The sequence below is a fragment of the uncultured Roseovarius sp. genome, from assembly GCF_947489715.1.
Classification (GTDB): Bacteria; Pseudomonadota; Alphaproteobacteria; order Rhodobacterales; family Rhodobacteraceae; genus Roseovarius.
On record NZ_CANLER010000001.1, the window covers coordinates 1,090,844 to 1,114,873 of the forward strand.

Below are 24,030 nucleotides of genomic sequence, written 5' to 3' on the forward strand. Positions count from 1 at the left end.
CAGCGGCGCATGAAAAAATCCAAACTCAGCCTCAAATGGGTAGAAGTTTTCCAACTGGTCGCGCGCGGTGGGTCTGTCCAGTCTGCTGCAGAACAGGCTGGACTATCGGTCAGCACCGTTTCGCATCATCTCTCAAAACTCGAAGAAACCTTGGGCACGCCCCTTTTCGATCACAGCCGCCGCCCGATGCCGCTGACCTCAGCCGGTGCGGGTTTCCTGCGCAATGCCGGCGCGGCCATGCGCCTTTTGCGCCAGGCCGAGATTGAGGCACAATCGCGAAGTTTTTCCGATACGCGCAATTTAACTCTGGCACTGGTTGAGGATTTTGATAGCGAGATTGCTCCGGAACTGGCCCGTATCCTTTACGCCCATATGCCGAATTGCGCTTTTCGCCACCTGACCCGGCCCAGCCATGAGATACTGACACTTCTGCGCGATCAGGACATCGATATCGGCGTAGCCACCCAACCGCAATTCGACCAACCGGGTCTGATCGGGAAACCTCTGCTGCGGGATCCGTTCGTGTTAGCCGTTCCACTTGAAGACTCTATCGCTCCCGAGGAATATCTGAACGGAAACAGCAAGCTGCCCTTTCTGCGCTACAGCCAAAGCCAGATCATCGGCTCTCTGATAGAGGCACAATTACGTCGCCTGCGTATTACGCTGCCCAACCGGTTCGAATTCGAGAGCAACCAATCAATCATGAACATGGTCGCCGATGGGTGCGGTTGGGCCATCACAACACCGACCTGTTACGCCCGAGCCCGCCGCTTTCATCGCCAACTGCGGCTGGTTCCCTTTCCCGGCAAAGGATTTTCCCGGACGCTTTCTGTATTCACTGCAGAAATTCACGACGAAACGGCAAAGAACACCGTTGTCGCCACATTACGCCAACTAATACAGACCCGCGCGATTGACCCTGCAGTCGCGCAACTGCCTTGGTTGAATGACCAATTCTGCTTGCTGAAGGATCAAGATTCTGTCCCTAGCGTAGACTTTTCAGTCAAGAGCAAGTGAACCACTACGGTGCCAACCTCACAACACTAGACCAAAGCGCACTTACAGACTGATCTCAAAACGCTTGCGGATCGCGGCATCCTGCGCTTCGGTCAAGTAGTTGGGGTGATGCGTGGCTAATACGTCTCTCGCTTTTTCCCGGGCCATGGCCCAAGCATCAGGCGCGCCCTTGTCTGCCCAGGATTTTGGATCATCGCGATCAGCCAGTTCGGGATAGAAGTAATCCCGTTCCATCGCTGCCATGGTTTGCGCTTCGCCTAGAAAATGCCCATCCCCAAGCACTGCCTCGCAGATGGCTTCATAGCCCAAATTTTCCTCACTCACTTCCACACCACGCAGCGCGCGATATGTGGCCGAATGCATCTCGTCATCCAGAATGAACGCCTCGAAACTGGCACCTAAAAGCGACGCTGTCATACCTGATGACTCATAGATGAGATTGCCGCCGGCTAACGCGGCCGCCAATGATGTGATCCCCTTTTCCACTCCGTATTGCGCGTCAATCGCCTTGGCGTCGCTCATCGAGGCGGCCACGCCCGAAGGCAGCCCCAGCCAGTTGCTGAGTTGCGCCGAAGCCGCGTTCAGCACCGCTATTTCGCCGCCGCCCCCAGCAAAGGCCCCGGTGCGCAGGTCGATGACCAGCGGCCAGTTGGAAAAAACCATCGGATGACCGGGCTTGATGGCGTTGACCATCACCAGACTGGCCAGCGTCTCGGCCAGCGACTGCGCCAAAAACCCCGCCAGCGTCGCCGGGGCGGTGGCCCCCGCCTGCGCCGCGGTTATGCAAGACAGGGGGATATTGTGTTTGAGACACTCAAAAGTCACATCAACCGCATCCTCGCCATAGCGCATCGGCGATATCACTGGACTGATATGCGCTTTAACGAAGGGCCGCGCGGCAAAGGCGCCTTTGCCCCCGGCGGCGATGTCGAACATCCCGACAATCGGATCGACATGTTCGGCCAGCGTGAACGCCGTCGCCACCGGCTTGCTGGTGTTCTTCAACAGTACATATGCCGTATTCACATCCAGGTCATACGGGTCCGGCACGTCTGTCGCGATACAGCAGCGGGTGAACCAGCTGACATTGGTCAGTGTGTCCTGCAACCGCGCGAAATCGTGCAGATCCAGCAGGGTCGAAGGGCGATAGGCGCCCGTACTCATGTCCAGCACCTGCACAGCGGCGCCGCCGGTTCCGAAATGCACCGATTTGCCGCCAACCTCGATGGATCGCGCCGGATCGCGGCCATGAAAGGTAAAGGTCTTGGCGGCCATGGCGATCGTTGCCTGAACCAGGGCGCGTGGCAGGCTGATCCGGTCGTTGCCCAGAGCGACCGCCCCTGCCCCGATCAGCACATCGGCCAGCCGGTCGGGAACCTCCCCCATGCCCAGATCTTCCAGCAGGCGCAGCGCCGTGGCGTAGATGCTGTGCATATCCGCCTCTCTCAGGGGAGTGTACTGCCCCCCCGGTTGCCCGGGTGCCGCCGGGTTCGCGGACGGCCCGGCAGCGCGCAGCGCCATCCTTTCACGCCGTCCTGATCTGCGGGTCTGCGATGCCATTGCCGTTCTCCACCATGCTTTCTCTTACTGGACGGCAAGCAGGGCGCGCTCGGCAAGCAGTTTCATCGGCTCCCAGATTATTCGAAAATCTCTTTCGCTAATATCGAAAATCCTATCTTCCCCATTGACCAAACTGCGGTTTCGCCTGCCTCTGATCGCAATCAAGCTAGGAGGTCGCCCATGAAGACCCAAACCCGTTGCGTCGTGATCGGCGGCGGCATTGCCGGCTGTTCGACCCTCTATCACCTCACGCAGGAAGGCTGGACCGATGTCGTTCTGGTCGAACGGGACGAGCTGACCAGCGGCACCACCTGGCATTCCGCCGCGCAGGTCACCAACTTCGGCATGAACCAGACCATGGTCGGCCTCAAGACCCATTCGATCAACCTTTACAAGGGACTTGCGGACGACCCCGAATACCCGATCAACTACCATCACGGCGATGGCGGCATCCGGCTGGCCAATACCGACGAACAACTGGACGGTTACCGCCATTTCGTCTCGATGGCGCGTGGCATGGATGTGCATTTCGAAGTGATCGACGCGCAAGAATGTGCCCGCCGCCACCCGCTGATCTCGACCGACAACCTTTTGGGCGGTCTCTGGGACCCGCTCGATGGCGATATCGACCCGGCACAGCTTTGCCAGGCGCTGGCCCGGCGGGCACGGCATGCCGGTGCCGAGGTCTATCGGAACACGCCGGTGACCGGCCTGACCCAGCACAAGGATGACAGCTGGACCGTGCACACCAGCAAGGGCGATATCCGCGCCGAAATCGTCGTCAACGCCTGCGGCTACCGGGTCAACGAAGTGGGCGCGATGATGGGCGTGCATCATCCCGTCATGTCGATGGAACACCAGTATTTCCTGACCGAGCCGATCCAGGCAATCATCGACGCAGGGCAGCGCATGCCGCTGCTGCGCTGCCCGATCAGCGACTACTACTGCCGGCAGGAAAAAAACGGGTTGCTGGTCGGCTTCTATGAGCAGGACTGCAAAACCTGGGGCATGGACGGGATCGACCCAAATTTTGTCAATGCGCTCTGCCCCGACGATCTGGACCGGGTGACCGACGTGCTTGAAGGCGCGTTCGCCCGCATGCCCGCCCTGATGGAGACGGGCATTCACACGGTGGTAAACGGCCCGATCACCTATACGATCGACGGCGCGCCGCTGGTCGGCCCGATCCCCGGCAAACGCAACGCCTTTTGCATCATCGGCCTGCGCGCAGGTCTGGGCGAAGGTGGCGGCCATGGCTGGCTGCTGGCGCAACAGATCGTGCATGGCGAAGCGTGTTACGACACGTGGCCGCTTGATCCGCGCCGGTTCACCGGTCACGGCAATGTCGAGATGTGCGCGCTCAAGGCAATCGAGGATTATCAGAACGAATTCCGCTTCCATTTCCCGCATGAACATCGCCCCGCGGGCCGCCCGGCCAAGACCACGCCTCTGACCCCGATCCTAGCGGCGGAAGGCGCGGAATTCACCGTTGTGAACGGCTGGGAACGCGCCGACTATTTCAAGCCGTCTCAGGACTTCACGGAAGTACATTCCTTTAAATTCAATGAAGTATTTGACGTTGTTAAAGCAGAAATCGCCACCGTTCAGACCGGCGTCGGCCTCTGCGAGGTGAACGGTTTCAACCGATATGAACTCACCGGCTCGGGAGTGCATGATTTTCTCGACCGGATGATTTGTGGCCGGGTGCCGCGCAAATCCGGCCGCGTCGGACTGGGCTACCTGCTCAACCATCACGGCATGCTCAAATCCGAGGCGACCATTGCTAATCTGCCAAATGGCAGCGTCTGGTACGGCTCCGCTGCTGCCGCTGAATGGCATGACATGGATTGGCTACAAAAGCACCTGCGCGCCGATGAGGACGTGACGATCCGGTCATTGACCAACGATCAGACAATCCTTGTGCTGGCTGGCCCTAAATCGCGCGAGGTGATGCGCGCTGTCAGTCGCGCCGACTGGTCGGATAACGCTTTTCCCTGGCTCTCTGTACGCGAGTGCTTCATCGGTATCGCCCCCGCAACGGTCATGTCGGTCAGTTTCTCGGGTGAACGTGCTTACGAAATACACGTGCCCAACAATCAGCTCTACGCGGCCTATCTGGCTTTGCGCAAGGCCGGTAATGATCACGGCCTCAAACTCTTCGGTGCCCGTGCGGTCGACTCCATGCGTCTTGAAATGGGCTATCTGCACTGGAAGGCGGACATCCTGACCGAATTCGACCCGTTCGAGACTGGCCTAGATCGCTTTGTCAAATTGGAAAAATCCGAATTCATCGGCAAATCGGCCCTTGCTGAGCGCTACGCCAACGGTCCAAGCCGGAAACTGGTGACGCTAGAAGTGCATGGCAATATCGCGCCGGCACATCCGGGGGCATCACTGATGGCGGGCGAAAAGGTGGTTGGCACGGTCACCTCAGGCGATTGGGGGCATCGTGTCGGCAAGAACCTGGCCTATGCTTTCGTCGATCCAGCACTCGCTTCGCCCGGCACGAAATCAACCATCGACATTATCGGTGAACTGACCCCTGCCACGGTGATCGAAACTGGCCCCCACCCGCGACAATTCTAGCGTCCCGGTCAAAAGCGCTTCCGACGCGTAAACCGGCAGATACAACAAGGGGTTAGTGCGCGATACGGCAGTGTTTGCGGTGGCAATTTGATCGATAGATTTCTCCACATTCAAGATGATCAAAAAGATCGGGCCTGACGCGAACGCCAGGCCCTTTTGATCAATGTCTGCACATCCAACTTGGTAAAAACAGAACCCGCTACCCCACCAAACCACCATCATTGCGTTCGATCACCAAGATGGATGATCTCGGTAATTTACCTTCGCCATCCGGAAACGGAGCATCCGGGTGCTGAATCCCGACGAACATCGCGCGTCTGTCTGCCGACCAACAGAGGCCTGTCACCTCACACCCGGTCGGACCAGTCAGAAACCGCTCAATCCGTCCAGTAACCGGATCGCCGACAAGCATCTGGTTGTTCCCCATACCTTCGAAGTCACCTTCATTGCTGTCCTTGCCGTCGGTTTGGATCCACAACAGGCCGGTGGTATCGAATTGCATCCCATCGGGCGAATTAAAGAGGTTCCCCTCGTGGATATTACCGGATCCACCATAAGCATCTTGATGCACCATTGGATTGCCCGCCATCACGTAGAGATCCCAGGTAAATTCAGCGTCCGCATGGTCATCATTCGCAGGATACCAACGCACGATCTGGCCATACTTGTTCTCTGCCCGAGGGTTCGGACCGCCGACAGGTGTTTCATCGCCACCAGCATTCGGTTTCACACCACGGTTCTTGTTGTTGGTCAGGCAGCAATACCCTTCAACGGCAACGGGGTTCACCGCCACCCACTCGGGCCGGTCCATCGTGGTCGCACCCACTTTTGAGGCCGCAACCCGTGTGAATACCGCGATTTCAGCCGCGTCCATGCCAGTCGCTTCGGGGGTCAGGGCAATCCAGGTACCGCTGCCATCCTCGGTAAATTTCGCCACGTGTAGCTGCCCGTCATCCAGCAACTCCTTGGTCGATGCTCCCGGCGCATAAACTCCATTCGAGACAAACTTATACAGGAACTCACCGCGTTCATCGTCGCCCATGTAAACCACCACGCGTCCATCCGGAGCCAGAACCACCTCAGCGTTCTCATGTTTGAACCGCCCAAGACCTGTATGTTTGACGGGTGTTGATTGCGGGTCCGCTGGATCGATCTCTACAACATACCCCATGCGGTGTGGCTCATTCGGGGTTTGCGAGATATCGAAGCGCGCATCGAAACGGTGGTAATCATAGCCCCAGCCGTCAATGCCAATACCATAGCGCTTGTACCCCTCTGGCAGTTCGACATCAGGGTTGGTGGAACCGAAATACCCATTGAAATTCTCCTCGCAGGTCAGGTACGTGCCCCAGGGCGTACGACCCGCACCGCAATTATTGAATGTACCAAGACTGGAAGTGCCGGTCGGATCATCCACTGTTTTTAAAAGATCATGACCTGCCGCCGGTCCAGCGATTGTCATTGGTGTCAGATGAGTGATGCGACGGTTCAGCGGGCTATCCAAAACGACTTTCCAGCCTTCCGCATCACGGGCAATTTCCATCACCGTAACGCCTTGTAGTTTTTGCAGTTTTTGGACATCTTCTGCATTGTCCGGCTGCCCCTCGGCGCGTTGCGGCAGATTGATGTCGCGATTGGCGTATTCGTGGTTGACGGCAATGACCTGGGCATCCCCGACCAGAAAGCTCTCCATCCCGTCGGTATTTTCGCCAAAGATACGATCCGCACCCTCGGCAGCACCGCCAGTTGCATTGTCGAATTTCGGTGCATCAGAAAACAGCGGATCACCCCAGCGGATCAGCAAATCCCAGTCGTACCCTTCGGGCACATGTACGGTCGGATCTGTGTGTATGCCAATCGGTGTGAAAGCAAACCGCCCTTCGGCGCGCGCCGCGCTCGATGACATCAGTACACCCATTGCCGAGGCACCGGAGCCCAGTGCCAAAACTCCGCCTAGAAAACCGCGTCGCGATATTGCCGTCTCAACCACCCGATCAAAATCATTCGTTTCGGGGCGCGGGTCGTTCAACTCGTCCCATTCATCGGCGGAAACATGGTTCAAATCGAAGTCTTTCATGGCGCTTATCTCCTGCAGAATGGTCTTACTTCAACTGTGGACCTAGCTGATTCCTGTAACAACCATGAGACGATGAATCCGGCCAAAATCCGCCTTTGGGAATGGATGCAGGGCATTTCGCGCAACAAATGAAAAGATTTAACCGTAGTTTGCGACATTAATTTCACAAAACACGCTTGACGCCCTTCACCGCCGCCCATAATGTCTCGCACACGCAGCATGAAGGAGCCGTCAGCGTGATCACGCTAGTCGTCATCGTGGGAAATAAGCGCATGGGCCGGTAACGGACACCATAACGGTACCCCATGCGCCCCCGAAAGATCGGGGGCTTTTTTATGTCGCGTAACAAAAGATGAATGTCATGAACGGAGCGAAACAATGACACGTCAGATGACCGGAGCGAAAATGGTAGTCCAGGCCCTTAAGGATCAGGGCGTGGATGTCGTATTCGGATATCCCGGCGGTGCCGTGCTACCGATTTATGACGAGGTTTTTCAGCAAAACGACATTCGCCATATCCTCGTGCGCCACGAACAGGGCGCGGTGCATGCCGCCGAAGGTTATGCGCGTTCCACCGGCAAGCCCGGCGTTGTGTTGGTTACATCGGGTCCCGGGGCCACCAATGCGGTGACCGGTTTGACAGACGCGTTGATGGACAGCATCCCGCTGGTGGTTCTGACCGGCCAGGTGCCCACCTTCATGATCGGCAACGATGCCTTTCAGGAGGCTGATACCGTGGGCATCACCCGTCCCTGCACCAAACATAACTGGCTGGTCAGCGACACCAAGACGCTTTCAGGCACATTGCACCAGGCCTTTCACGTGGCGACCTCGGGCCGCCCCGGCCCGGTTCTGGTGGACATCCCCAAGGACGTGCAGTTTGCCAGCGCCGACTATACGCCGCCGCAGAAGGCGCGGCTGGATCATTACCAACCGCAGGTCAAGGGCGACATGGACGCGATCACCGAACTGGTCGTCGCTTTGGAAAAGGCGAAACGGCCTGTTTTCTACACCGGCGGCGGCGTGATCAATTCCGGCCCCGCTGCTAGCCAGCTTTTGCGCGAACTGGTTGACGCCACCGGCGTGCCGGTTACCTCAACCCTGATGGGCCTTGGGGCCTATCCCGCCAAAGGCAAGAACTGGCTGGGCATGCTGGGCATGCACGGGCTCTACGAGGCCAATATGGCGATGCATGACTGCGACCTGATGATCAATATCGGGGCGCGATTCGACGACCGGATCACCGGACGCGTCGATGCCTTCTCGCCCGGGTCGAAGAAGGCGCATATCGACATCGACCCCAGTTCGATCAACAAGGTTATCCGCGCTGACATCCCGATTGTCGGTGACGTGGGACATGTGCTCGAGGATGTCCTCAAGGTCTGGAAATCACGGGGTCGTAAGATTAACCGCGAAGGGCTGCAAAGCTGGTGGGCCAGGATCGAGGATTGGAAGAAAGTCAATTGCTTAGCTTACTCGCAGACCGGCAAAACCATCAAGCCACAGCATGCGTTGGCGCGACTTGAAGCGTTAACCAAGGATCACGATCGCTATATCTGCACCGAAGTCGGCCAGCATCAGATGTGGGCGGCGCAATACCTGACCTTCGATGATCCCAACCGCTGGATGACCTCCGGAGGGCTGGGCACGATGGGTTATGGCTTCCCGGCCTCCATCGGCGCACAGATTGCCCATCCCGACGCCCTCGTAATCAACGTCGCGGGTGAGGCATCTTGGCTGATGAACATGCAAGAGCTTGGCACCGCAGCACAGTATCGCCTGCCGGTGAAACAATTCATCCTGAACAACGAACGGCTCGGCATGGTCCGCCAATGGCAGGAATTGTTGCATGGCGAACGCTATTCTCACAGCTGGTCCGAGGCGCTGCCTGATTTCGTCAAACTGGCCGAAGCCTTCGGCGCCAAAGGCATCCTGTGCAAGGACCCCGGCGATCTCGATGATGCGATCATGGAGATGCTGAATTACGACGGGCCTGTTCTGTTCGACTGTCTGGTCGAAAAGCACGAGAACTGCTTCCCGATGATCCCATCAGGTGAGCCGCACAACAAAATGCTTCTCGGCGAGGCGTCTACCAAGGACGCCATTGGCTCCAAAGGCGCGGTGATGGTCTAGCAATGGGCAGGTTATGCCCGTCCTTCAATTTGCCCTAAGGGTGGGAAAGACCCACCGCCCCTATATCAATATAAGGCTCTGCAAATGTCTGCGCTAAAAATCAAAAAAGGCTCCACCAAGCATTCCGCCTACAATCTACGCCCAACCTTCTCAGACAAGATCGAATCCCACACACTGGCGATCGTGGTGGATAACGAACCTGGGGTGCTGGCGCGGGTGATCGGGCTTTTCTCGGGGCGTGGCTACAATATCGACAGCCTCACCGTGGCCGAAATCGACCACCAAGGCCACCAGTCGCGCATCACCATCGTCACCACCGGCACACCGCAGGTGATCGAACAAATCAAAGCGCAGTTGGGCCGGATCGTACCAGTGCATGACGTGCATGACCTAACGGTCGAAGGCGCTTCTGTGGAACGCGAACTGGCTCTGCTGAAAGTCGCCGGTGAGGGCGAAAAACGGGTCGAAGCACTAAGGCTTGCCGATATCTTCCGCGCCAATGTGGTCGATAGCACGCTCGATTGTTTCGTGTTCGAGATCACCGGCACACCGGACAAGATCGACGCCTTCGCCGACCTCATGCGCCCCTTGGGATTGGCCGAGATTGCCCGTACGGGTGTGGCCGCCCTGCCAAGGGGGCGCTAATCCGCGTCAGATGGACGTCAGGCCGTATCAGACCTGACCCAAATCAGATCACACGACGTGCGGGTTTGCGAATTCCGATGGAATTTGCAGGCTTTTGCTCGAACGCAATGATCTTTGCGTCACCTGGCTTGTTGGCTTGCACGACCGGCTTTACCGGTTCCGTACGCGCCTCCTTAAGATCTCGCGCCAAGGTTGGATATTCATCTGTAGCTACCAGCCTGGGATTGCAGGCCAGGCGCATATGCCTGTCTACACGCACCTCGAAATGGACAAGATCACCCGGATCCATATCCGCACCATCCAGTGCCCCATTACTGTCGCCATTGAAAAAAGCCAAATCACCATGGTCTTCGCACCAGATCACAGCCCGATTACGAACTTGGTCACTCCACAATACTACGCCAAACATGTCTTCCCCAAAATTGCTGTCTTTGGCCCCCCGATACCGATATTGCGGCCTTAAGAAGGGTTACGACACTTTTAATTTAACCTTGCATCCGAATATCTTGTGTCAGTTAACCAAAAATCTGACGCTAATTAGCATCATTTTTGCTATAACTGCAAAATAGGCAAGGTATTGCCGACTCAATTCAATTTGACCACAAGTCCTACGAGGCTTTTTTACCATGAGGTCAACTTTGGAACGCACGGTTCAACCTAAAGGTCGCGACAGCACCCCTGATCCAGCGGAGTTGCGCGGTATCTTCGGTGACAATCTGCGCAAGCTCAGTGCCGCCTACCCATCGGTCGCGGGCCTTTGCCGTGATCTTGGTATCAACCGCACTCAGTTCAATCGCTATCTTTCCGGTGAGAGCTTCCCGCGCCCGGACGTGCTGCATCAGATTTGCAGTTTCTTCAGCGTCGACGCCCGTATCCTGTTGGAGCCGGTCGGTGACATTGGTCCCGCCGCCCACGATTTGCTGAACCACCCCACGCTCACCGAGTTTTTCGGGCGTGAACCTGTCACCGTCGACGAACGTCTCTTTCCCAGTGGGTTCTACCGCTTTGTCCGGCAGGCCTTCATTGGTGCGGATGATTTCATGTCGGGGCTTGTCTATGTGACGCGCGAAGGTGGCTATACCTTTCTGCGCGGATATGAACCGCGTCAGGCAATCCGTCAGCAGGGCCTGTCCACCAACCCCAAGGCACGCGAATTCCGGGGCATCGTCATGCGTCAGGAAGAAGGTGTGATGGCAATCGTCACCCACCGTAACGCGCTGGCAGCATCCTTCAACTTCCTGACGCCCGAAACCTCGTTCCAATCGAACCTATGGGAAGGCTACGCGACAAGAACTGCCCGCGAGAAGGTGACTGGCCGTCGCGCGACACGGATGGTCTACGAACATCTTGGTAATGATATCAAGGCGGCCTTGCGCACTGCCCGTGCGGCAGGCCTGATCACGCTTGATGACGTGCCGCCTTTCCATGCCCGGTTGCTGCAACCTGACCAACCCTTCATGTAGATCTACCCACATACCTGCCTGTCGCAACGGGAAAACTTACGTCGCGATTTGTCGGTCGATGTTATCCAGATTCAGGCTACGAGATGGTAACCAGTTTCAGGAGCCTGCCATGACACGACCCACCACCGACCTCTCGAATGTCCGCAACAGCATAGAGGCCGCCAACGGTCTGCCCAACGCTCATTATATTGATCCGGGCGTCTATGCCGAAGAGCGTCAGGCGTTGCTTTATTCGCAATGGTCTGGTCTGGCCGTGGCCGCCGACGTGCCCGAGCCTGGCGATGCGATCCCGCTCGAATTCCTCGGCATGCCACTCTTGCTTATTCGCGACAAGGAAGGCCAGGTGCGTGTTTTCCAGAACATCTGCCGCCATCGCGGCATGATCCTGGTGGAAGAACCTCGCAAGATCGAAGGCGCCATCCGTTGCCCCTACCATTCCTGGTGCTACTCGACCAAGGGCAAACTGGTCAGCACCCCCCATGTGGGCGGCCCCGGCCAAAACACGCACGAAGCAATCAAACGCGATGAGCTGGGCCTCAACGAAGTCCGCTCACATATCTGGCGCGACGTGGTTTGGGTCAACGTTTCAGGCACCGCACCCGCATTTGAAAAGGTTCATGCCGACCTGATCAAACGCTGGGCAGATTTCGACAAACCGCTCTACCACGGCGGCGGCGACAGCCGTTTCCAGCTTGAGGTTCAGACCAACTGGAAGCTCGCGGTGGAGAATTATTGTGAGAGCTATCACCTGCCCTGGGTTCACCCGGGCCTCAACAGCTATTCCCGGCTGGAAGATCACTACCACATCGAAGAGCCCGGCCAGTTTTCCGGCCAGGGCACCATGGTTTACCGGCAGCTGACCAACGAAAACGGCGATACGTTCCCCGATTTCGACGACGTCGGGTCCAAGTGGAACGAACAGGCCGAATATATCGCCGTCTACCCCAACGTCCTTTTGGGCGTGCACCGTGATCATGCCTTCACCATCATCCTCGAGGCCAAGGGCACCGAAAGGACACTGGAACATGTCCATCTCTATTACGCGACACCCGACAGCGACGGCGGATTGCGTGACCGCAATACGCGGCTGTGGAAATCGGTGTTCGAAGAAGACGTGTTTGTGGTCGAAGGCATGCAGAAAGGCCGCCATGCGGACATGTTCGACGGTGGACGATTTTCTCCGGTGATGGACAGCCCAACACATGTCTTCCACCAATGGGTTGCTAGCAAGGTCGACGCGCATCGTGCTATGGCGCACGCTGCTGAATGAACGATCTTGACGCGCAAATGATCGCCGCCCACGAGGCAGAGGATCAAGTCGCGCTCATACGGCTTTACACACAGGCGGCGGATCAGGCCAACGACCTGACCGCAGCCTGCTTTTATTTGACCCATGCCTATGTCTTCGCACTTGAGGCTGGTGCGCCCGAGGCCCCTGGCCTCCACGCGCGGCTCAAGGCGCACGGGCGCGAGGAATAAGTTTCACTCCAGCAAGTTACTCAATTCGAACTGTAATGTTGCTCCGCCCCCTCGGGAGCGGGTCTTTTCTGTGTGCTGAAACTCAGTCCAGCGCTGGCGTATCTTGACTGAAGATATTGATCCAGCCAGCAGCCGACCGCCGCCATATCGAACTCACATACATAGCTTCGGGGTCGGCACAATTCGTTCGTACAAAATCGGCGCGATATGCAAAAACCGCATGCTCTTTGTTCAAAGGCAGAATTCTGCAATTCGAAAATTCATAGGAGGCGATCGTTGGACCCTCCTCAAGTTGTCGGACGTGGTCCTCCTTTGCTGCAAAGCCATCTGGATACACGCCAAGGAATCCCTCCGCTAAAGCCTTTGCATCGGCCTCTTTGTCACCCTGAACCAGTGCTTCCCAAACACCTACTTCCTGATTTCGCAATTCTTCCAGAAGACATTCTTCCGGCAATGGAACTTCTTTCAAACCCGCCCCCTCAATTTACCGAAACCTACAACGCGCAAACTTGCCACTGAATAACACGCCAATGATTTCTAAATGACAACATCGCAACAACAAATTCGGAGCCAAAAACAAGAAAGGCGCACCCAAGGGTGCGCCTTTAAATTACCTGATCCTGAGAGAAATCAGTGCGCCGTAGCGCCCGTCCCCTCGCCATCGCCTTTTTTCAGGGCGGCTTCGGCGGCAGCAGCCTCTTCGGCGGCCTCGTCCCAATCCACCGGTTCAGGCGTATCGGTCAGCGCGTATTTCAGAACTTCACGAACATGCTCTACAGGGATGATCTCCAGCCCTTCCTTCACGTTGTCCGGTATCTCTGCCAGGTCCTTTTCATTCTCTGCCGGGATCAGCACGCGTTTGATCCCGCCGCGCAATGCCGCCAACAGCTTTTCTTTCAGGCCGCCGATGGGCAATGCATTGCCACGCAATGTAACCTCGCCGGTCATGGCGATATCCTTGCGCACGGGAATACCAGTCAGCACCGACACGATGGAAGTTACCATCGCAAGCCCTGCGCTTGGCCCATCTTTCGGCGTCGCCCCTTCGGGCACATGCACATGAATGTCCCACTTTTCAAACTTCGGCGGCTTAATCCCGATGGCCGGTGCAATCGACCGGACATAGCTTGATGCCGCATCAATCGATTCCTTCATCACATCGCCCAGCTTACCGGTGGTCTTCATCCGGCCTTTGCCCGGCAGGCGCAGCGCCTCGATGTTCAATAGTTCCCCACCGACCGAAGTATATGCCAGCCCGGTCACGACACCGACCTGATCTGCCTCTTCCGCCAGACCAAATTTGTGCTTTCTGACACCTAGGAAGTCATTGAGATTTTCAGATGTCACCTTGATGGCCTCGGCCTCTTTCTTGATAATCTTGGTGACAGATTTACGCGCCACTTTGGCGATCTCACGCTCAAGGTTCCGCACGCCCGCCTCGCGGGTGTAGTAGCGGATCATATCGGTCAACGCCTCATCGGTCAGCTCGAACTCATTGGCTTTCAGCCCGTGGTTCTTGATCTGCTTGGCCAGCAGGTGCTGCTTCGCAATCTCGCGCTTCTCGTCCTCAGTGTACCCCGCCAGCGGAATGATCTCCATCCGGTCAAGCAGCGGACCCGGCATGTTATACGAGTTCGCCGTGGTCAAGAACATCACGTTACTCAAGTCATATTCGACCTCCATATAGTGGTCGATGAACGTGCTGTTCTGTTCCGGGTCCAACACCTCAAGCATCGCCGATGCAGGGTCGCCCCGGAAATCTTGGCCCATCTTGTCGATCTCATCCAACAGGATCAGCGGGTTGGTTGATTTCGCCTTTTTGAGCGCTTGAATGATCTTACCTGGCATGGAGCCAATATAAGTCCTGCGATGTCCGCGAATTTCGCTTTCGTCGCGCACGCCACCCAGAGAGATGCGAATGAATTCACGCCCCGTAGCCCGGGCTACGGATTTACCAAGTGATGTCTTACCCACGCCCGGCGGGCCGACAAGGCACATGATCGGCCCTTTGAGCTTCTTCGAGCGTTGTTGCACAGCAAGATATTCGACGATTCGCTCTTTGACCTTTTCAAGGCCATAGTGGTCGGCATCAAGCACCTCCTGCGCGCGGTGCAAGTCCTTCTTCACCCGAGATTTGACACCCCATGGGATCGACAGCATCCAGTCAAGGTAATTACGCACCACTGTAGCTTCGGCGCTCATCGGGCTCATATTCTTGAGTTTCTTCAGCTCGGCGTCGACCTTCTCGCGGGCCTCCTTGCTCAGCTTGGTCTCTGCGATCTTGGCCTCCAGCTCGGCCACTTCGCCTTCGCCCTCCTCGCCGTCGCCCAACTCCTTCTGAATGGCCTTCATCTGCTCATTCAGATAATATTCCCGCTGGGTGCGCTCCATCTGCGACTTCACTCGCGTTTTGATCTTCTTCTCGACCTGAAGAACGCTCATCTCACCCTGCATCAGGCCATAGACTTTCTCCAGCCGCTCGCTGACCGAAAGCGTCTCCAGCAGTTCCTGCTTCTGACCCACTTCGATGCCCAGGTGACCGGCCACCAGATCAGCCAGCTTGGCCGGCTCATCGGATTCGCTGACCGCCGCCAGTGCCTCCTCGGGGATATTCTTCTTGACCTTGGCATAGCGCTCGAACTCGTTGGTCACAGTCCTCAACAACGCCTCGATGGTCGTGGCATCGCCCGGCATCTCGGTCAGATACTCAGCGCGCGCCTCGAAAAACTCTTCATTTTCAAGGTATTCTGTGATCCGCACCCGCGCCACGCCTTCGACAAGCACCTTCACGGTGCCGTCGGGAAGCTTCAGCAGTTGCAATACATTGGCCAACACACCTGCCTTATAGATACCGGCGGTGTCGGGATCGTCCACACTTGGGTCAATCTGGCTGCTCAGCAGGATCTGCTTGTCGTCCTGCATCACCTCTTCCAGCGCCCGTACAGATTTCTCACGGCCGACGAAAAGTGGCACAATCATATGGGGAAATACCACGATGTCGCGCAGCGGCAGCACCGGATACGAGGCGTTCAATGGGTCTTGCATGCTCGTTTTTCCTGTTCTTGGCAAAAAGGCACCGGCCCCGATCATTCAGCAGCCCCGACCTTCTCCGTTTCACCAGTCTAATCTGGGTCGCACCCGACCTGATTTCAACCGCGTGGAAAGCACAATGCCTCGCTCACCCAAAAGGGGCAAGCGGCAAATCCGTTAGAAATGATGTAAATGCGCGTCTCTCAGTCCGCGATCAGGCCAGCGTCGTCGCCGCCAACGTCGCAACGGAAAACCAGCCAACGGCAAACATAGCAAATTTTAACATACCAAAACCCCAGATTACTCACACAAACTAAAACCCCTCCCAAAAAAAACCTATGCCGGTTTTCCTGACCTTTTGATAAGAATCCCGGCGTGGGAGACCTCTATTTCACACGATTTTGGCCAAAAAACGAAACATTAAGTCGAAAACAATTTGTTTCCGCATTGAAAAGATCGCTGAAACCAGAATGGGATGGCGGGCGGGGCGACCCGCGCATGCGAGAGCGACGGACCGACATCGCCCTCAAACCGGCTCGATATCCCCTTCAGCCCGCGCTTGATGAAATTCCGCTTCCCAAACGGCAAAATCCCCGTCGGAAATCGCTCGGCGCATCCCGGCCATCAACTCCTGATAATAATGCAGGTTATGCCAGGTTAGAAGCATGCCGCTGATCATCTCCTGAGCGCGGAACACATGGTGCAAATAAGCGCGTGAATAGTTCCGGCAGGCGGGACAGGCGCATGCCTCATCCAGCGGTCGCGGGTCATCCGCGTGGCGCGCATTCTTGATGTTGACCACCCCGTGACGCGTGAAGACCTGCCCCGTACGCCCCGATCGCGACGGCAAGACGCAATCCATCATGTCCACACCGCGCTTGACCGCGCCCACTATATCGTCGGGCTTGCCCACGCCCATCAGGTAACGAGGCCGGTTTTCGGGCAAGAAGCCCGGCGCATAATCCAAAACGCCGAACATCGCCTCCTGCCCCTCGCCCACCGCCAACCCTCCGATGGCATATCCGTCAAAGCCTATTTCGCGCAGCGCCACGGCGCTCTCCTCACGCAGTTCAGGTGTCACCCCACCCTGCATGATACCAAACAGCGCATGGCCGGGCCGATCCCCAAACGCCTCTTTCGACCGCGCCGCCCAGCGCATCGACAACCGCATGCTCTCCGCCACCGCCTCGTTATTCGCAGGTAGTGCCGGGCATTCATCAAAACACATGACGATATCGCTGCCCAGAAGCCGCTGGATCTCCATCGACCGCTCCGGTGTCAGCTCGTGCTTAGATCCGTCAATATGCGATTTGAACGTCACGCCTTCTTCGGTCAGCTTGCGCAGCCCCGCAAGACTCATCACCTGAAACCCGCCGCTGTCGGTCAGGATCGGTCTTTCCCAGTTCATAAAGCGATGCAATCCACCCAACCGGTCGATCCGCTCGGCCCCGGGGCGCAGCATCAGATGATAAGTATTGCCCAGAAGGATGTCCGCCCCGGTCTCGCGCACGCTTTCGGGCATCATTGCCTTGACAGTTGCTGCGGTGCCAACCGGCATGAAGGCAGGCGTACGGATCTCTCCCCGAGGGGTCGAAATCACACCAGTGCGCGCCACGCCATCTGTCGCCTTCAGCTCAAATTCAAACTTCGCGCTCATTTCGCAAGGACCTTATTTGCTTTTGCCCTTCCTTAATCCCAGTTACCATATCTTGTAAAACAGATGATCTGCACCCACATGTATACTATTGCATACAAAAATAAGGAGCATATATGACCGAAGACCAAATCCTGAACCTGCTATCGTCGAACGTACTTTACCTGTTGCTTGCGGCGCTAGTGATCATTGTTATTCTGCGCGCGGTCAAAATCGTACCGCAATCCGAACAATTCGTCGTCGAACGCTTTGGCCGCCTGCACGCTGTCCTGAAACCCGGCATCAACATGATCGTACCTTTTCTGGACAACGCCGCCCACAGAATTTCCATTCTGGAACGCCAGCTGCCCACGGCCACACAGGATGCCATCACCAAGGATAACGTGTTGGTTCAGGTCGATACGTCTGTCTTCTACCGCATCATTCAGCCAGAAAAGACAGTCTACCGTATCCGCGATGTGGATGCTGCCATCGCAACAACTGTCGCCGGGATCGTCCGGGCCGAGATCGGCAAAATGGACTTGGATGAGGTTCAATCGAACCGTGCGCAACTGATCGGCACCATCAAAACCTCGGTCGAAGATGCGGTCGACGATTGGGGAATCGAAGTGACTCGCGCCGAAATTCTTGACGTGAACCTCGATCAAGCCACGCGAGACGCGATGCTGCAACAACTCAACGCGGAACGCGCCCGCCGTGCCCAGGTGACCGAAGCCGAAGGCCAGAAACGCGCTGTCGAACTTAACGCCGACGCCGAACTCTACGCCGCTGAGCAGATCGCCAAGGCCCGTCGCGTACAGGCGGATGCCGAAGCTTACGCCACCAGCGTCGTTGCAGCGGCCATTGCTGAAAACGGGCTTGAAGCCGCGCAATATCAGGTGGCTCTGAAACAGGTTGAGGCCCTTAATGCGCTGGGCAACAGCCCGTCTGCCTCTACCATCCTTGTGCCTGCCAACGCGCTCGAAGCCTTTGGTAATGCCTTCAACATGCTGAAAGGAAAAGCATGATGGAAGATATGGCTCTCTGGTCGCTCTGGTGGGTCTGGCTCGCTGCCGCGCTGATCCTCGCCATACTCGAGGTGCTGGCACCGGGCTTCATCTTCCTGGGCTTCGCCATCGGCGCCGGCATCGTGGGCCTGATGTTGTTGACCCCTTTCAGCCCCGGCCTGCCCGCTTTACTGGCAGTCTTTGCTGTCCTGTCTCTGGTGGCCTGGGGGGGCTTGCGCACGGCATTCCGTCGCGACGACGGTGCCGCCCGACGCATCGACCACGACATCAACGACTGATACACGCAAAGGCTTGACCGAACCCGTTGTTTGCCGGTCTGAATGGCGGGCACTCAAAACTGGGGTTCAAAGCCAAGAGCCTGCACCATCCCGTATTGCAGATCATTTCCCCTCGGAGAATACCGCCTCGAAAGCGCAGACGGCGCCTGCCTCAGAGGCCCAATGCGATACCCTCAATCTTTGATTTTGCATCTACCTATCTGCCAATAACACTTCCAGATGACTGGCATATTTGATTTTTAGACAGAGTGCGGGCAAGCTGTGGTTGATTATACCACAAGGCCTTTCTTCGAATGAGCGACCTGCCCGCAGAAATCCAGCGCGTGAATGCCCTTACCAGCAATGCGCGCAACACCTGGTTTGCCATGTTGGGCGTGCTCGTCTTTGTTGGCATCACGCTCATGGGGGTCAAGCATGTTGATTTTTATGGCGTCAATCGCGCAACCAAATTGCCGCTTGTCGATGTCGCTGTACCAACGCGCTATTTCTTCTACGCCGCCCCAGTTCTGACCGCGGCGATCTACGGCTATTTCCACCTATATCTGCTGCGCCTCTGGGACGCCCTTAGCAAGGCAGAGCCGGAACATGACAACCGACCGCTGGGCGATGTCATTTCGCCCTGGCTGGTAACCGATGCCGCTTTGTTTCAGCGGCGCTGGCTGCGTAGAAAAGAAAAACCCTGCACCACACCGCGCGCCATGGAAACACCTGCCATGCTGCTCAATTTCCTGCTGGCCTGGCTTTTCGGTCTTATCATTCTGGCGCTGCTCTGGAACCAGTCCCTGACAGCCCGCAGTTTCTTCATGTCCGCGATCGCAAGCCTGTCCTTTGCAATCTCAAGCGTGGTCGGGCTGGCAAGCTTCGTGATGCTGTTCCGCAGGATGCGCAGCAAGATCGTGCCGTCGCTGCCGCGGGCCTGGTGGGTGATGACCCAGGCGATCCTGATCTTTATCTGGTGTGGCATTTTGCTCTATTTCAGCCATCTGCGCACCGAAGGCACGCTTGAAGAGCTTGCCGAAATCGACCTCTCGGGCAGAGCATTGGTAGAAAAGCCGTCCGACTGGCTGCCCTATGACGTGGCGCAAAAGGACTTCCTCGCCAAATGGTGCGGACGGGAAAAACCGCAGGATTGCAAATCGCTCACGCCGGACGAAGCCAGCAGGCTGACAGAAGAATGGCGACTTCGCCGCAAAGCGCAAATCGACACGCTGGCCAAACCGGACGTCAACCCGATCTTCCTGGTGCGTTACCGCGGGATGAACGAAGAACAACGCCATATGGCCATCGCGAACAATCTGGACCTGCGCGGTGCCATCCTGCATGACGCCTTCCTGCCCGGCATGAACCTCGCCGCCGCCGACCTGACCGAAGCACAACTCAGCAACGCCATTCTAGAAGGGGTCGACCTCAGATGGGCGATCCTCGAAGAGGCCACGCTGTTCCGGGTCGACCTGAAACGCGCCGATCTCAGCGGCGCTAAGTTTTACGACACCACCTTCCACCGCGCCGACCTGCGCGAGGCTGACCTGGGCCCTGCCTTCATCACCGGCACTCCAAAATCCAGTCTCAAGCTCTTCAAGACCGATCTCCGGGGCAGCGATAACGACAACGGTGCGTTCAGGTTCGTCACGTTCAGACAAACCAAATTCGATGCCAGAACCGATTTTCGCAACGCATTCCTGGATGGGTCGGTCATCCGTCCGGCTGCGTTTGACCGGCAGATGGGATACCCCTGCCAATGGTCACGTGACCCGATCACCGTCGACAAGGAGTTTTTCGGTCGCTGGCGCGGATGGGTCCAACAGAAAGGCAGCCCGCACAGGAACCTCTGGCACGATATCTCTCCGCCCGAATGGCGTGACGTCACCGCCATCCCACCGCCCGAAGGCTGCACCCGCCAAACCGGCCCGATGCAGATCTCAGATGAGTGACCTCCCCGACGAAATCGCCCGCATCAACGCGCTGACCACCAACGCCCGCAACACCTGGCTGGTCCTGCTTGGCGTCCTGGTCTTCGTCGGTATCACCATGATGGGTGTCGAACACATCGACTTCTACGGCGTCGACCGCGCCACCAAGCTGCCGCTTGTAAGTGTAGATGTCCCCACAAGGCTATTCTTTGTGGCCGCCCCGATCCTGACAGCCGCGATCTACGGCTATTTTCATCTCTACCTGATCCGTCTCTGGGACGTGCTTGGAGCTGCCGATGCACGTCACAACGGACACCCGCTTGGGGAGGTCATCACCCCGTGGCTCGTTTCAGACGCCGCTCTGCATTATCGCGCCCGGAAGCGACGAGACTTCTGCGTCACCGCACGCGCGATGGAAACTCCTGCCATGCTGCTCAATATCGTGCTCGCATGGCTGTTCGGCCTGCTGATCTTGCTGTTCATGTGGTGGCAATCCATGCCTGCTCGAAACCTGCTCATCACCGGCATCGCCGCGCTTAGCCTGCTGGCCTCACTTGGCGTAGGCACCGCCAGTTACATCATGCTCACACGTCGCATGCTGCGAAAACCCGTGGATCCGCCTGACCTGAACCGCTCGGTCCCCTTTCTGGCGCTGGTGATCACAGCCGCCTGCCTGATCCTGCCGCTCACCGTGCTGCGTATCACCGGCATCTACGAAAAAAGTCCCTTCGCGTTCTTAAGAATCGCAACACTCTCCATGGTCGACGAAGCCATCGTAGAACGTCCGAAAGACTGGCAACCGTTTGAGTTCGCCCGCAAACAATACCGCGCCGAATGGTGCGATCGGCAAAACATAAATAAATGTAGCGATCTTGGTGAAAGGCAGAGCGACTTTGCACGCGAATGGCAAAGCCGCCACGATACTGTTCTCGAAAGCATGCGCCGCCCGGATTGGCACAAATTCGGTCGAAGTAAACCCAATTTTCGAGAAGCTGATTTAAGAGGAGCCTTCCTCTCAGGCGCAAACTTCTTTGGTGCGAATATGGAAAGTGTTCAGTTTCGTAAGGCACAGATGGAAGGCGCCGATTTCCGTAATGCGAATTTGAGTAGGGCCAACTTTCGTAAGGCCAAATTGCAGCGTGCAAATTTCCGTGCGGCGACGATGGATAGAATTGACCTTCGCCATGCGCAGTTGGATGGGGCGAATTTGAGCTACGCAATACTCAAAGGGGCAAAACTTGAGTACGCGAGAATGGAGGACGCAGTCCTCAACTTTTCCCTTATAACTGGGCAAGACGATGACAAGAGCGATTTTAAAAAAGTTGAAATAAACGCTGTCACAAACAGTGGAGGCGCGTTGAGAAATATTGACCTCTCACGTGCGATCTTCGGCGCTCAGACTGATTTCAGGAATACATTTTTGGATGGCACTGTGAAGCATACCGAAAGGTTCAGAAATCAGATGCAAAACCCGTGTCAATGGATCGAAGATGATTTGAGTGATGTGGAATTCTACGCCTACTGGCATTGGTGGATAGAAATGAACCCCGGAAAAAACTCTCACAACAATTGGGCAACGATAGCCCCACTAGAATGGCGCAACGTGCCCCTGCCCACCGAAGAACAACTCGCCAAGTACAACCTTACAGATTGCGAATGGAAAACTGGGCCAATGCCCGGGGCCACTGACTGACAGCCCTTGCACCTTCCACCGCCACCCGCGATGATGGCCAAAAAGCGGATCAACACGCATTCCGGAGAGGACATTCAATGAACGACGACACCCCCCAGCCTACGCTGCAATTCGGCTGGGAGGAGTGGATTGGCCTGCCTGACCTCGGCGTACCAGCCTTGAGGGCCAAGGTGGATACCGGGGCGCGGACCTCGGCGTTGCACGCCTTCGACATCGAAACCTTCGGCTCGAACGCCAAGCCCAAGGTGCGCTTTACCGTACACCCGATCCCCGGGCGCGATGATCTGGTCATCCCCTGTTCGGCCGAAATCGTCGACCGGCGCGAGGTGACCTCTTCGAATGGCGACAAGGAGTTGCGCTATGTCATCTCCTCGACCCTTTCCGTCAATGGCCAGAGCTGGCCGATCGAGATTACCCTGACCAACCGCGCCAACATGACCTCGCGCATGCTGCTGGGCCGCCGCGCGCTCAAGGATCATATCACCATCGTCGCCACCGATCGTTTCCTGCAGCCCGAGCTTAGCTATGACGTCTACCACACCGCCAAGATGCGTCAGGCTGCGCCAAAACGGGCTCTGCGCATCGCCGTGCTCAGCCGCGAGGATAACTACTCCACCCGCCGTCTTGTCGAAGAGGGTGAAAAACGCGGCCATACGGTTGAGGTGATCAACACCACCCGGTGCTACATGGCGATCAACGCGCTGGCCCCCGAAGTGCATTATGACGGCAAGCGCCTGCCCCGGTTCGATGCCGTGATCCCGCGCATCGGTGCCTCGATCACCCCCTACGGCGCCGCGATCATCCGACAGTTCGAAACCATCGGCACCTATTGCGTCAATGGCAGCGCCGGGATCACGGCCAGCCGCGACAAACTTTATGCCCATCAGTTGATGGCCCGCGCCAAGATCGGTATGCCCAACACCGCCTTTGCCGCCTCGCCCCGCGACACCGGCAATATCATTGGGCTGGTGGGCACCGCGCCGCTAATCGTCAAGCTGCTGGAATCGACCCAGGGCAAGGGTGTGGTGCTTGCCGAAACCAGGAAAGCCGCCGAGTCTGTGATCGACGCCTTCCGCGGGCTCAAGGCCAATTTCCTAGTGCAGGATTTCGTCAAGGAAGCCGCCGGAGAGGACATTCGCTGCCTGGTGATTGGCGGCAAGGTCGTGGCGTCGATGAAGCGTACCGGGGCCGAGGGCGATTTCCGCTCCAACCTGCATCGCGGCGGGTCGGCCAAATCGGTGCGCATCTCAAAAACCGAACGAGACACGGCTATCCGCGCCGCCCGTGTCTTTGACCTGAACAAGGCGGGCGTCGACCTGCTGCGATCAGAGGCCGGGCCGAAAGTGCTTGAAGTCAATTCGTCACCGGGATTCGAGGGGATTGAGAATTCCACCGGCAAAAACATCGTCGGCGCGCTATACGAGATGATCGAAGCCCGTGTCCGGCCAACCCCGATCCGACGCCGGAAATCCACCGCAAAATCCTGATCCAAAAAGCA

The 24,030-nt window shown here is 57.2% G+C and carries 18 protein-coding genes; 12 read left to right on the forward strand and 6 right to left on the reverse strand.

The window, feature by feature from the left end:
• Positions 1-9 precede the first annotated feature (9 nt).
• Positions 10-1,017, forward strand: coding sequence for a LysR family transcriptional regulator (locus Q1B27_RS05285; RefSeq protein ID WP_299844612.1), 1,008 nt, complete (start codon positions 10-12; stop codon positions 1,015-1,017).
• 42 nt (positions 1,018-1,059) lie between these two features.
• Here the strand turns inward: Q1B27_RS05285 and Q1B27_RS05290 are convergent, their stop codons facing one another.
• Positions 1,060-2,577 carry a trimethylamine methyltransferase family protein gene (locus Q1B27_RS05290; protein WP_299844615.1) on the reverse strand — a complete coding sequence of 506 codons (1,518 nt, stop codon included), beginning with the start codon at positions 2,575-2,577 and terminating at the stop codon, positions 1,060-1,062.
• Between the two features lie 180 nt (positions 2,578-2,757).
• Here Q1B27_RS05290 and Q1B27_RS05295 point away from each other — a divergent pair, with 180 nt between their 5' ends.
• Positions 2,758-5,163, forward strand: coding sequence for an FAD-dependent oxidoreductase (locus tag Q1B27_RS05295; protein WP_299844618.1), 2,406 nt, complete (start codon positions 2,758-2,760; stop codon positions 5,161-5,163).
• Between the two features lie 199 nt (positions 5,164-5,362).
• On the opposite strand, the gene Q1B27_RS05300 is transcribed toward Q1B27_RS05295, so the two are convergent.
• The gene (locus Q1B27_RS05300) at positions 5,363-7,240 is read right to left on the reverse strand and encodes a PhoX family phosphatase (protein ID WP_299844621.1); all 1,878 of its coding nucleotides are present in this window, start codon (positions 7,238-7,240) and stop codon (positions 5,363-5,365) included.
• 378 nt (positions 7,241-7,618) lie between these two features.
• Here Q1B27_RS05300 and Q1B27_RS05305 point away from each other — a divergent pair, with 378 nt between their 5' ends.
• Entirely contained in the window at positions 7,619-9,373 is a 1,755-nt protein-coding gene (locus Q1B27_RS05305) for an acetolactate synthase 3 large subunit (protein ID WP_299844624.1), read from the forward strand.
• 84 nt (positions 9,374-9,457) lie between these two features.
• A complete protein-coding gene (ilvN, locus tag Q1B27_RS05310) occupies positions 9,458-10,018 on the forward strand; it encodes an acetolactate synthase small subunit (protein ID WP_299844626.1) in 561 nt (186 codons plus the stop codon).
• Between the two features lie 43 nt (positions 10,019-10,061).
• Here ilvN and Q1B27_RS05315 read toward each other — a convergent pair whose 3' ends face one another.
• Positions 10,062-10,427 carry a hypothetical protein gene (locus tag Q1B27_RS05315; protein WP_299844628.1) on the reverse strand — a complete coding sequence of 122 codons (366 nt, stop codon included), beginning with the start codon at positions 10,425-10,427 and terminating at the stop codon, positions 10,062-10,064.
• A gap of 217 nt (positions 10,428-10,644) precedes the next feature.
• On the opposite strand from Q1B27_RS05315, the gene Q1B27_RS05320 reads away from it, so the two are divergent.
• From Q1B27_RS05320 to Q1B27_RS05330, 3 genes are all read left to right on the forward strand, one after another.
• Entirely contained in the window at positions 10,645-11,481 is an 837-nt protein-coding gene (locus tag Q1B27_RS05320; RefSeq protein ID WP_299844631.1) for a helix-turn-helix transcriptional regulator, read from the forward strand.
• A gap of 109 nt (positions 11,482-11,590) precedes the next feature.
• Positions 11,591-12,751, forward strand: coding sequence for an aromatic ring-hydroxylating dioxygenase subunit alpha (locus tag Q1B27_RS05325; RefSeq protein WP_299844634.1), 1,161 nt, complete (start codon positions 11,591-11,593; stop codon positions 12,749-12,751).
• Positions 12,748-12,960: a hypothetical protein gene (locus Q1B27_RS05330; protein ID WP_299844636.1), complete on the forward strand. Its 213-nt coding sequence runs from the start codon at positions 12,748-12,750 to the stop codon at positions 12,958-12,960. The genes Q1B27_RS05325 and Q1B27_RS05330 overlap by 4 nt, the downstream gene beginning before the upstream one ends.
• 82 nt (positions 12,961-13,042) lie before the next feature.
• Here Q1B27_RS05330 and Q1B27_RS05335 read toward each other — a convergent pair whose 3' ends face one another.
• The 3 genes from Q1B27_RS05335 to tgt all read right to left on the reverse strand — a co-directional run bounded on the left by Q1B27_RS05335 (position 13,043) and on the right by tgt (position 17,647).
• Positions 13,043-13,429 carry a nuclear transport factor 2 family protein gene (locus Q1B27_RS05335; RefSeq protein ID WP_299844639.1) on the reverse strand — a complete coding sequence of 129 codons (387 nt, stop codon included), beginning with the start codon at positions 13,427-13,429 and terminating at the stop codon, positions 13,043-13,045.
• A 161-nt stretch (positions 13,430-13,590) separates the two neighbouring features.
• Positions 13,591-16,005: an endopeptidase La gene (gene lon, locus Q1B27_RS05340; RefSeq protein ID WP_299844642.1), complete on the reverse strand. Its 2,415-nt coding sequence runs from the start codon at positions 16,003-16,005 to the stop codon at positions 13,591-13,593.
• A gap of 511 nt (positions 16,006-16,516) precedes the next feature.
• A complete protein-coding gene (tgt, locus tag Q1B27_RS05345; protein ID WP_299844645.1) occupies positions 16,517-17,647 on the reverse strand; it encodes a tRNA guanosine(34) transglycosylase Tgt in 1,131 nt (376 codons plus the stop codon).
• Between the two features lie 113 nt (positions 17,648-17,760).
• Here tgt and Q1B27_RS05350 point away from each other — a divergent pair, with 113 nt between their 5' ends.
• The 5 genes from Q1B27_RS05350 (at position 17,761) to rimK (ending at position 24,019) form a co-directional block, all read left to right on the forward strand.
• Positions 17,761-18,651, forward strand: coding sequence for an SPFH domain-containing protein (locus Q1B27_RS05350; protein WP_299844648.1), 891 nt, complete (start codon positions 17,761-17,763; stop codon positions 18,649-18,651).
• Complete coding sequence (locus Q1B27_RS05355) at positions 18,651-18,929, forward strand: hypothetical protein (protein WP_299844651.1); 279 nt, start codon at positions 18,651-18,653, stop codon at positions 18,927-18,929. The genes Q1B27_RS05350 and Q1B27_RS05355 overlap by 1 nt, the downstream gene beginning before the upstream one ends.
• 293 nt (positions 18,930-19,222) lie before the next feature.
• Positions 19,223-20,860 (forward strand): pentapeptide repeat-containing protein, encoded by a 1,638-nt coding sequence (locus tag Q1B27_RS05360; protein WP_299844654.1) that lies wholly within the window; start codon positions 19,223-19,225, stop codon positions 20,858-20,860.
• The gene (locus Q1B27_RS05365; protein WP_299844657.1) at positions 20,853-22,532 is read left to right on the forward strand and encodes a pentapeptide repeat-containing protein; all 1,680 of its coding nucleotides are present in this window, start codon (positions 20,853-20,855) and stop codon (positions 22,530-22,532) included. The genes Q1B27_RS05360 and Q1B27_RS05365 overlap by 8 nt, the downstream gene beginning before the upstream one ends.
• Positions 22,533-22,609: 77 nt before the next feature.
• On the forward strand, positions 22,610-24,019 hold the full coding sequence (rimK, locus tag Q1B27_RS05370) for a 30S ribosomal protein S6--L-glutamate ligase (protein ID WP_299844660.1): 1,410 nt from the start codon (positions 22,610-22,612) through the stop codon (positions 24,017-24,019).
• Positions 24,020-24,030 lie beyond the last annotated feature (11 nt).

Excerpts from the sequence above, each read along its gene's own strand:
- Q1B27_RS05285 (WP_299844612.1), top strand. The coding sequence starts at position 10 with ATGAAAAAATCCAAACTCAGCCTCAAATGGGTAGAAGTTTTCCAACTG.
- Q1B27_RS05290 (WP_299844615.1), bottom strand. The coding sequence starts at position 2,577 with ATGGCATCGCAGACCCGCAGATCAGGACGGCGTGAAAGGATGGCGCTG.
- Q1B27_RS05295 (WP_299844618.1), top strand. The coding sequence starts at position 2,758 with ATGAAGACCCAAACCCGTTGCGTCGTGATCGGCGGCGGCATTGCCGGC.
- Q1B27_RS05300 (WP_299844621.1), bottom strand. The coding sequence starts at position 7,240 with ATGAAAGACTTCGATTTGAACCATGTTTCCGCCGATGAATGGGACGAG.
- Q1B27_RS05305 (WP_299844624.1), top strand. The coding sequence starts at position 7,619 with ATGACACGTCAGATGACCGGAGCGAAAATGGTAGTCCAGGCCCTTAAG.
- ilvN (WP_299844626.1), top strand. The coding sequence starts at position 9,458 with ATGTCTGCGCTAAAAATCAAAAAAGGCTCCACCAAGCATTCCGCCTAC.
- Q1B27_RS05315 (WP_299844628.1), bottom strand. The coding sequence starts at position 10,427 with ATGTTTGGCGTAGTATTGTGGAGTGACCAAGTTCGTAATCGGGCTGTG.
- Q1B27_RS05320 (WP_299844631.1), top strand. The coding sequence starts at position 10,645 with ATGAGGTCAACTTTGGAACGCACGGTTCAACCTAAAGGTCGCGACAGC.
- Q1B27_RS05325 (WP_299844634.1), top strand. The coding sequence starts at position 11,591 with ATGACACGACCCACCACCGACCTCTCGAATGTCCGCAACAGCATAGAG.
- Q1B27_RS05330 (WP_299844636.1), top strand. The coding sequence starts at position 12,748 with ATGAACGATCTTGACGCGCAAATGATCGCCGCCCACGAGGCAGAGGAT.
- lon (WP_299844642.1), bottom strand. The coding sequence starts at position 16,005 with ATGCAAGACCCATTGAACGCCTCGTATCCGGTGCTGCCGCTGCGCGAC.
- tgt (WP_299844645.1), bottom strand. The coding sequence starts at position 17,647 with ATGAGCGCGAAGTTTGAATTTGAGCTGAAGGCGACAGATGGCGTGGCG.
- Q1B27_RS05350 (WP_299844648.1), top strand. The coding sequence starts at position 17,761 with ATGACCGAAGACCAAATCCTGAACCTGCTATCGTCGAACGTACTTTAC.
- Q1B27_RS05355 (WP_299844651.1), top strand. The coding sequence starts at position 18,651 with ATGGAAGATATGGCTCTCTGGTCGCTCTGGTGGGTCTGGCTCGCTGCC.
- Q1B27_RS05360 (WP_299844654.1), top strand. The coding sequence starts at position 19,223 with ATGAGCGACCTGCCCGCAGAAATCCAGCGCGTGAATGCCCTTACCAGC.
- Q1B27_RS05365 (WP_299844657.1), top strand. The coding sequence starts at position 20,853 with ATGAGTGACCTCCCCGACGAAATCGCCCGCATCAACGCGCTGACCACC.
- rimK (WP_299844660.1), top strand. The coding sequence starts at position 22,610 with ATGAACGACGACACCCCCCAGCCTACGCTGCAATTCGGCTGGGAGGAG.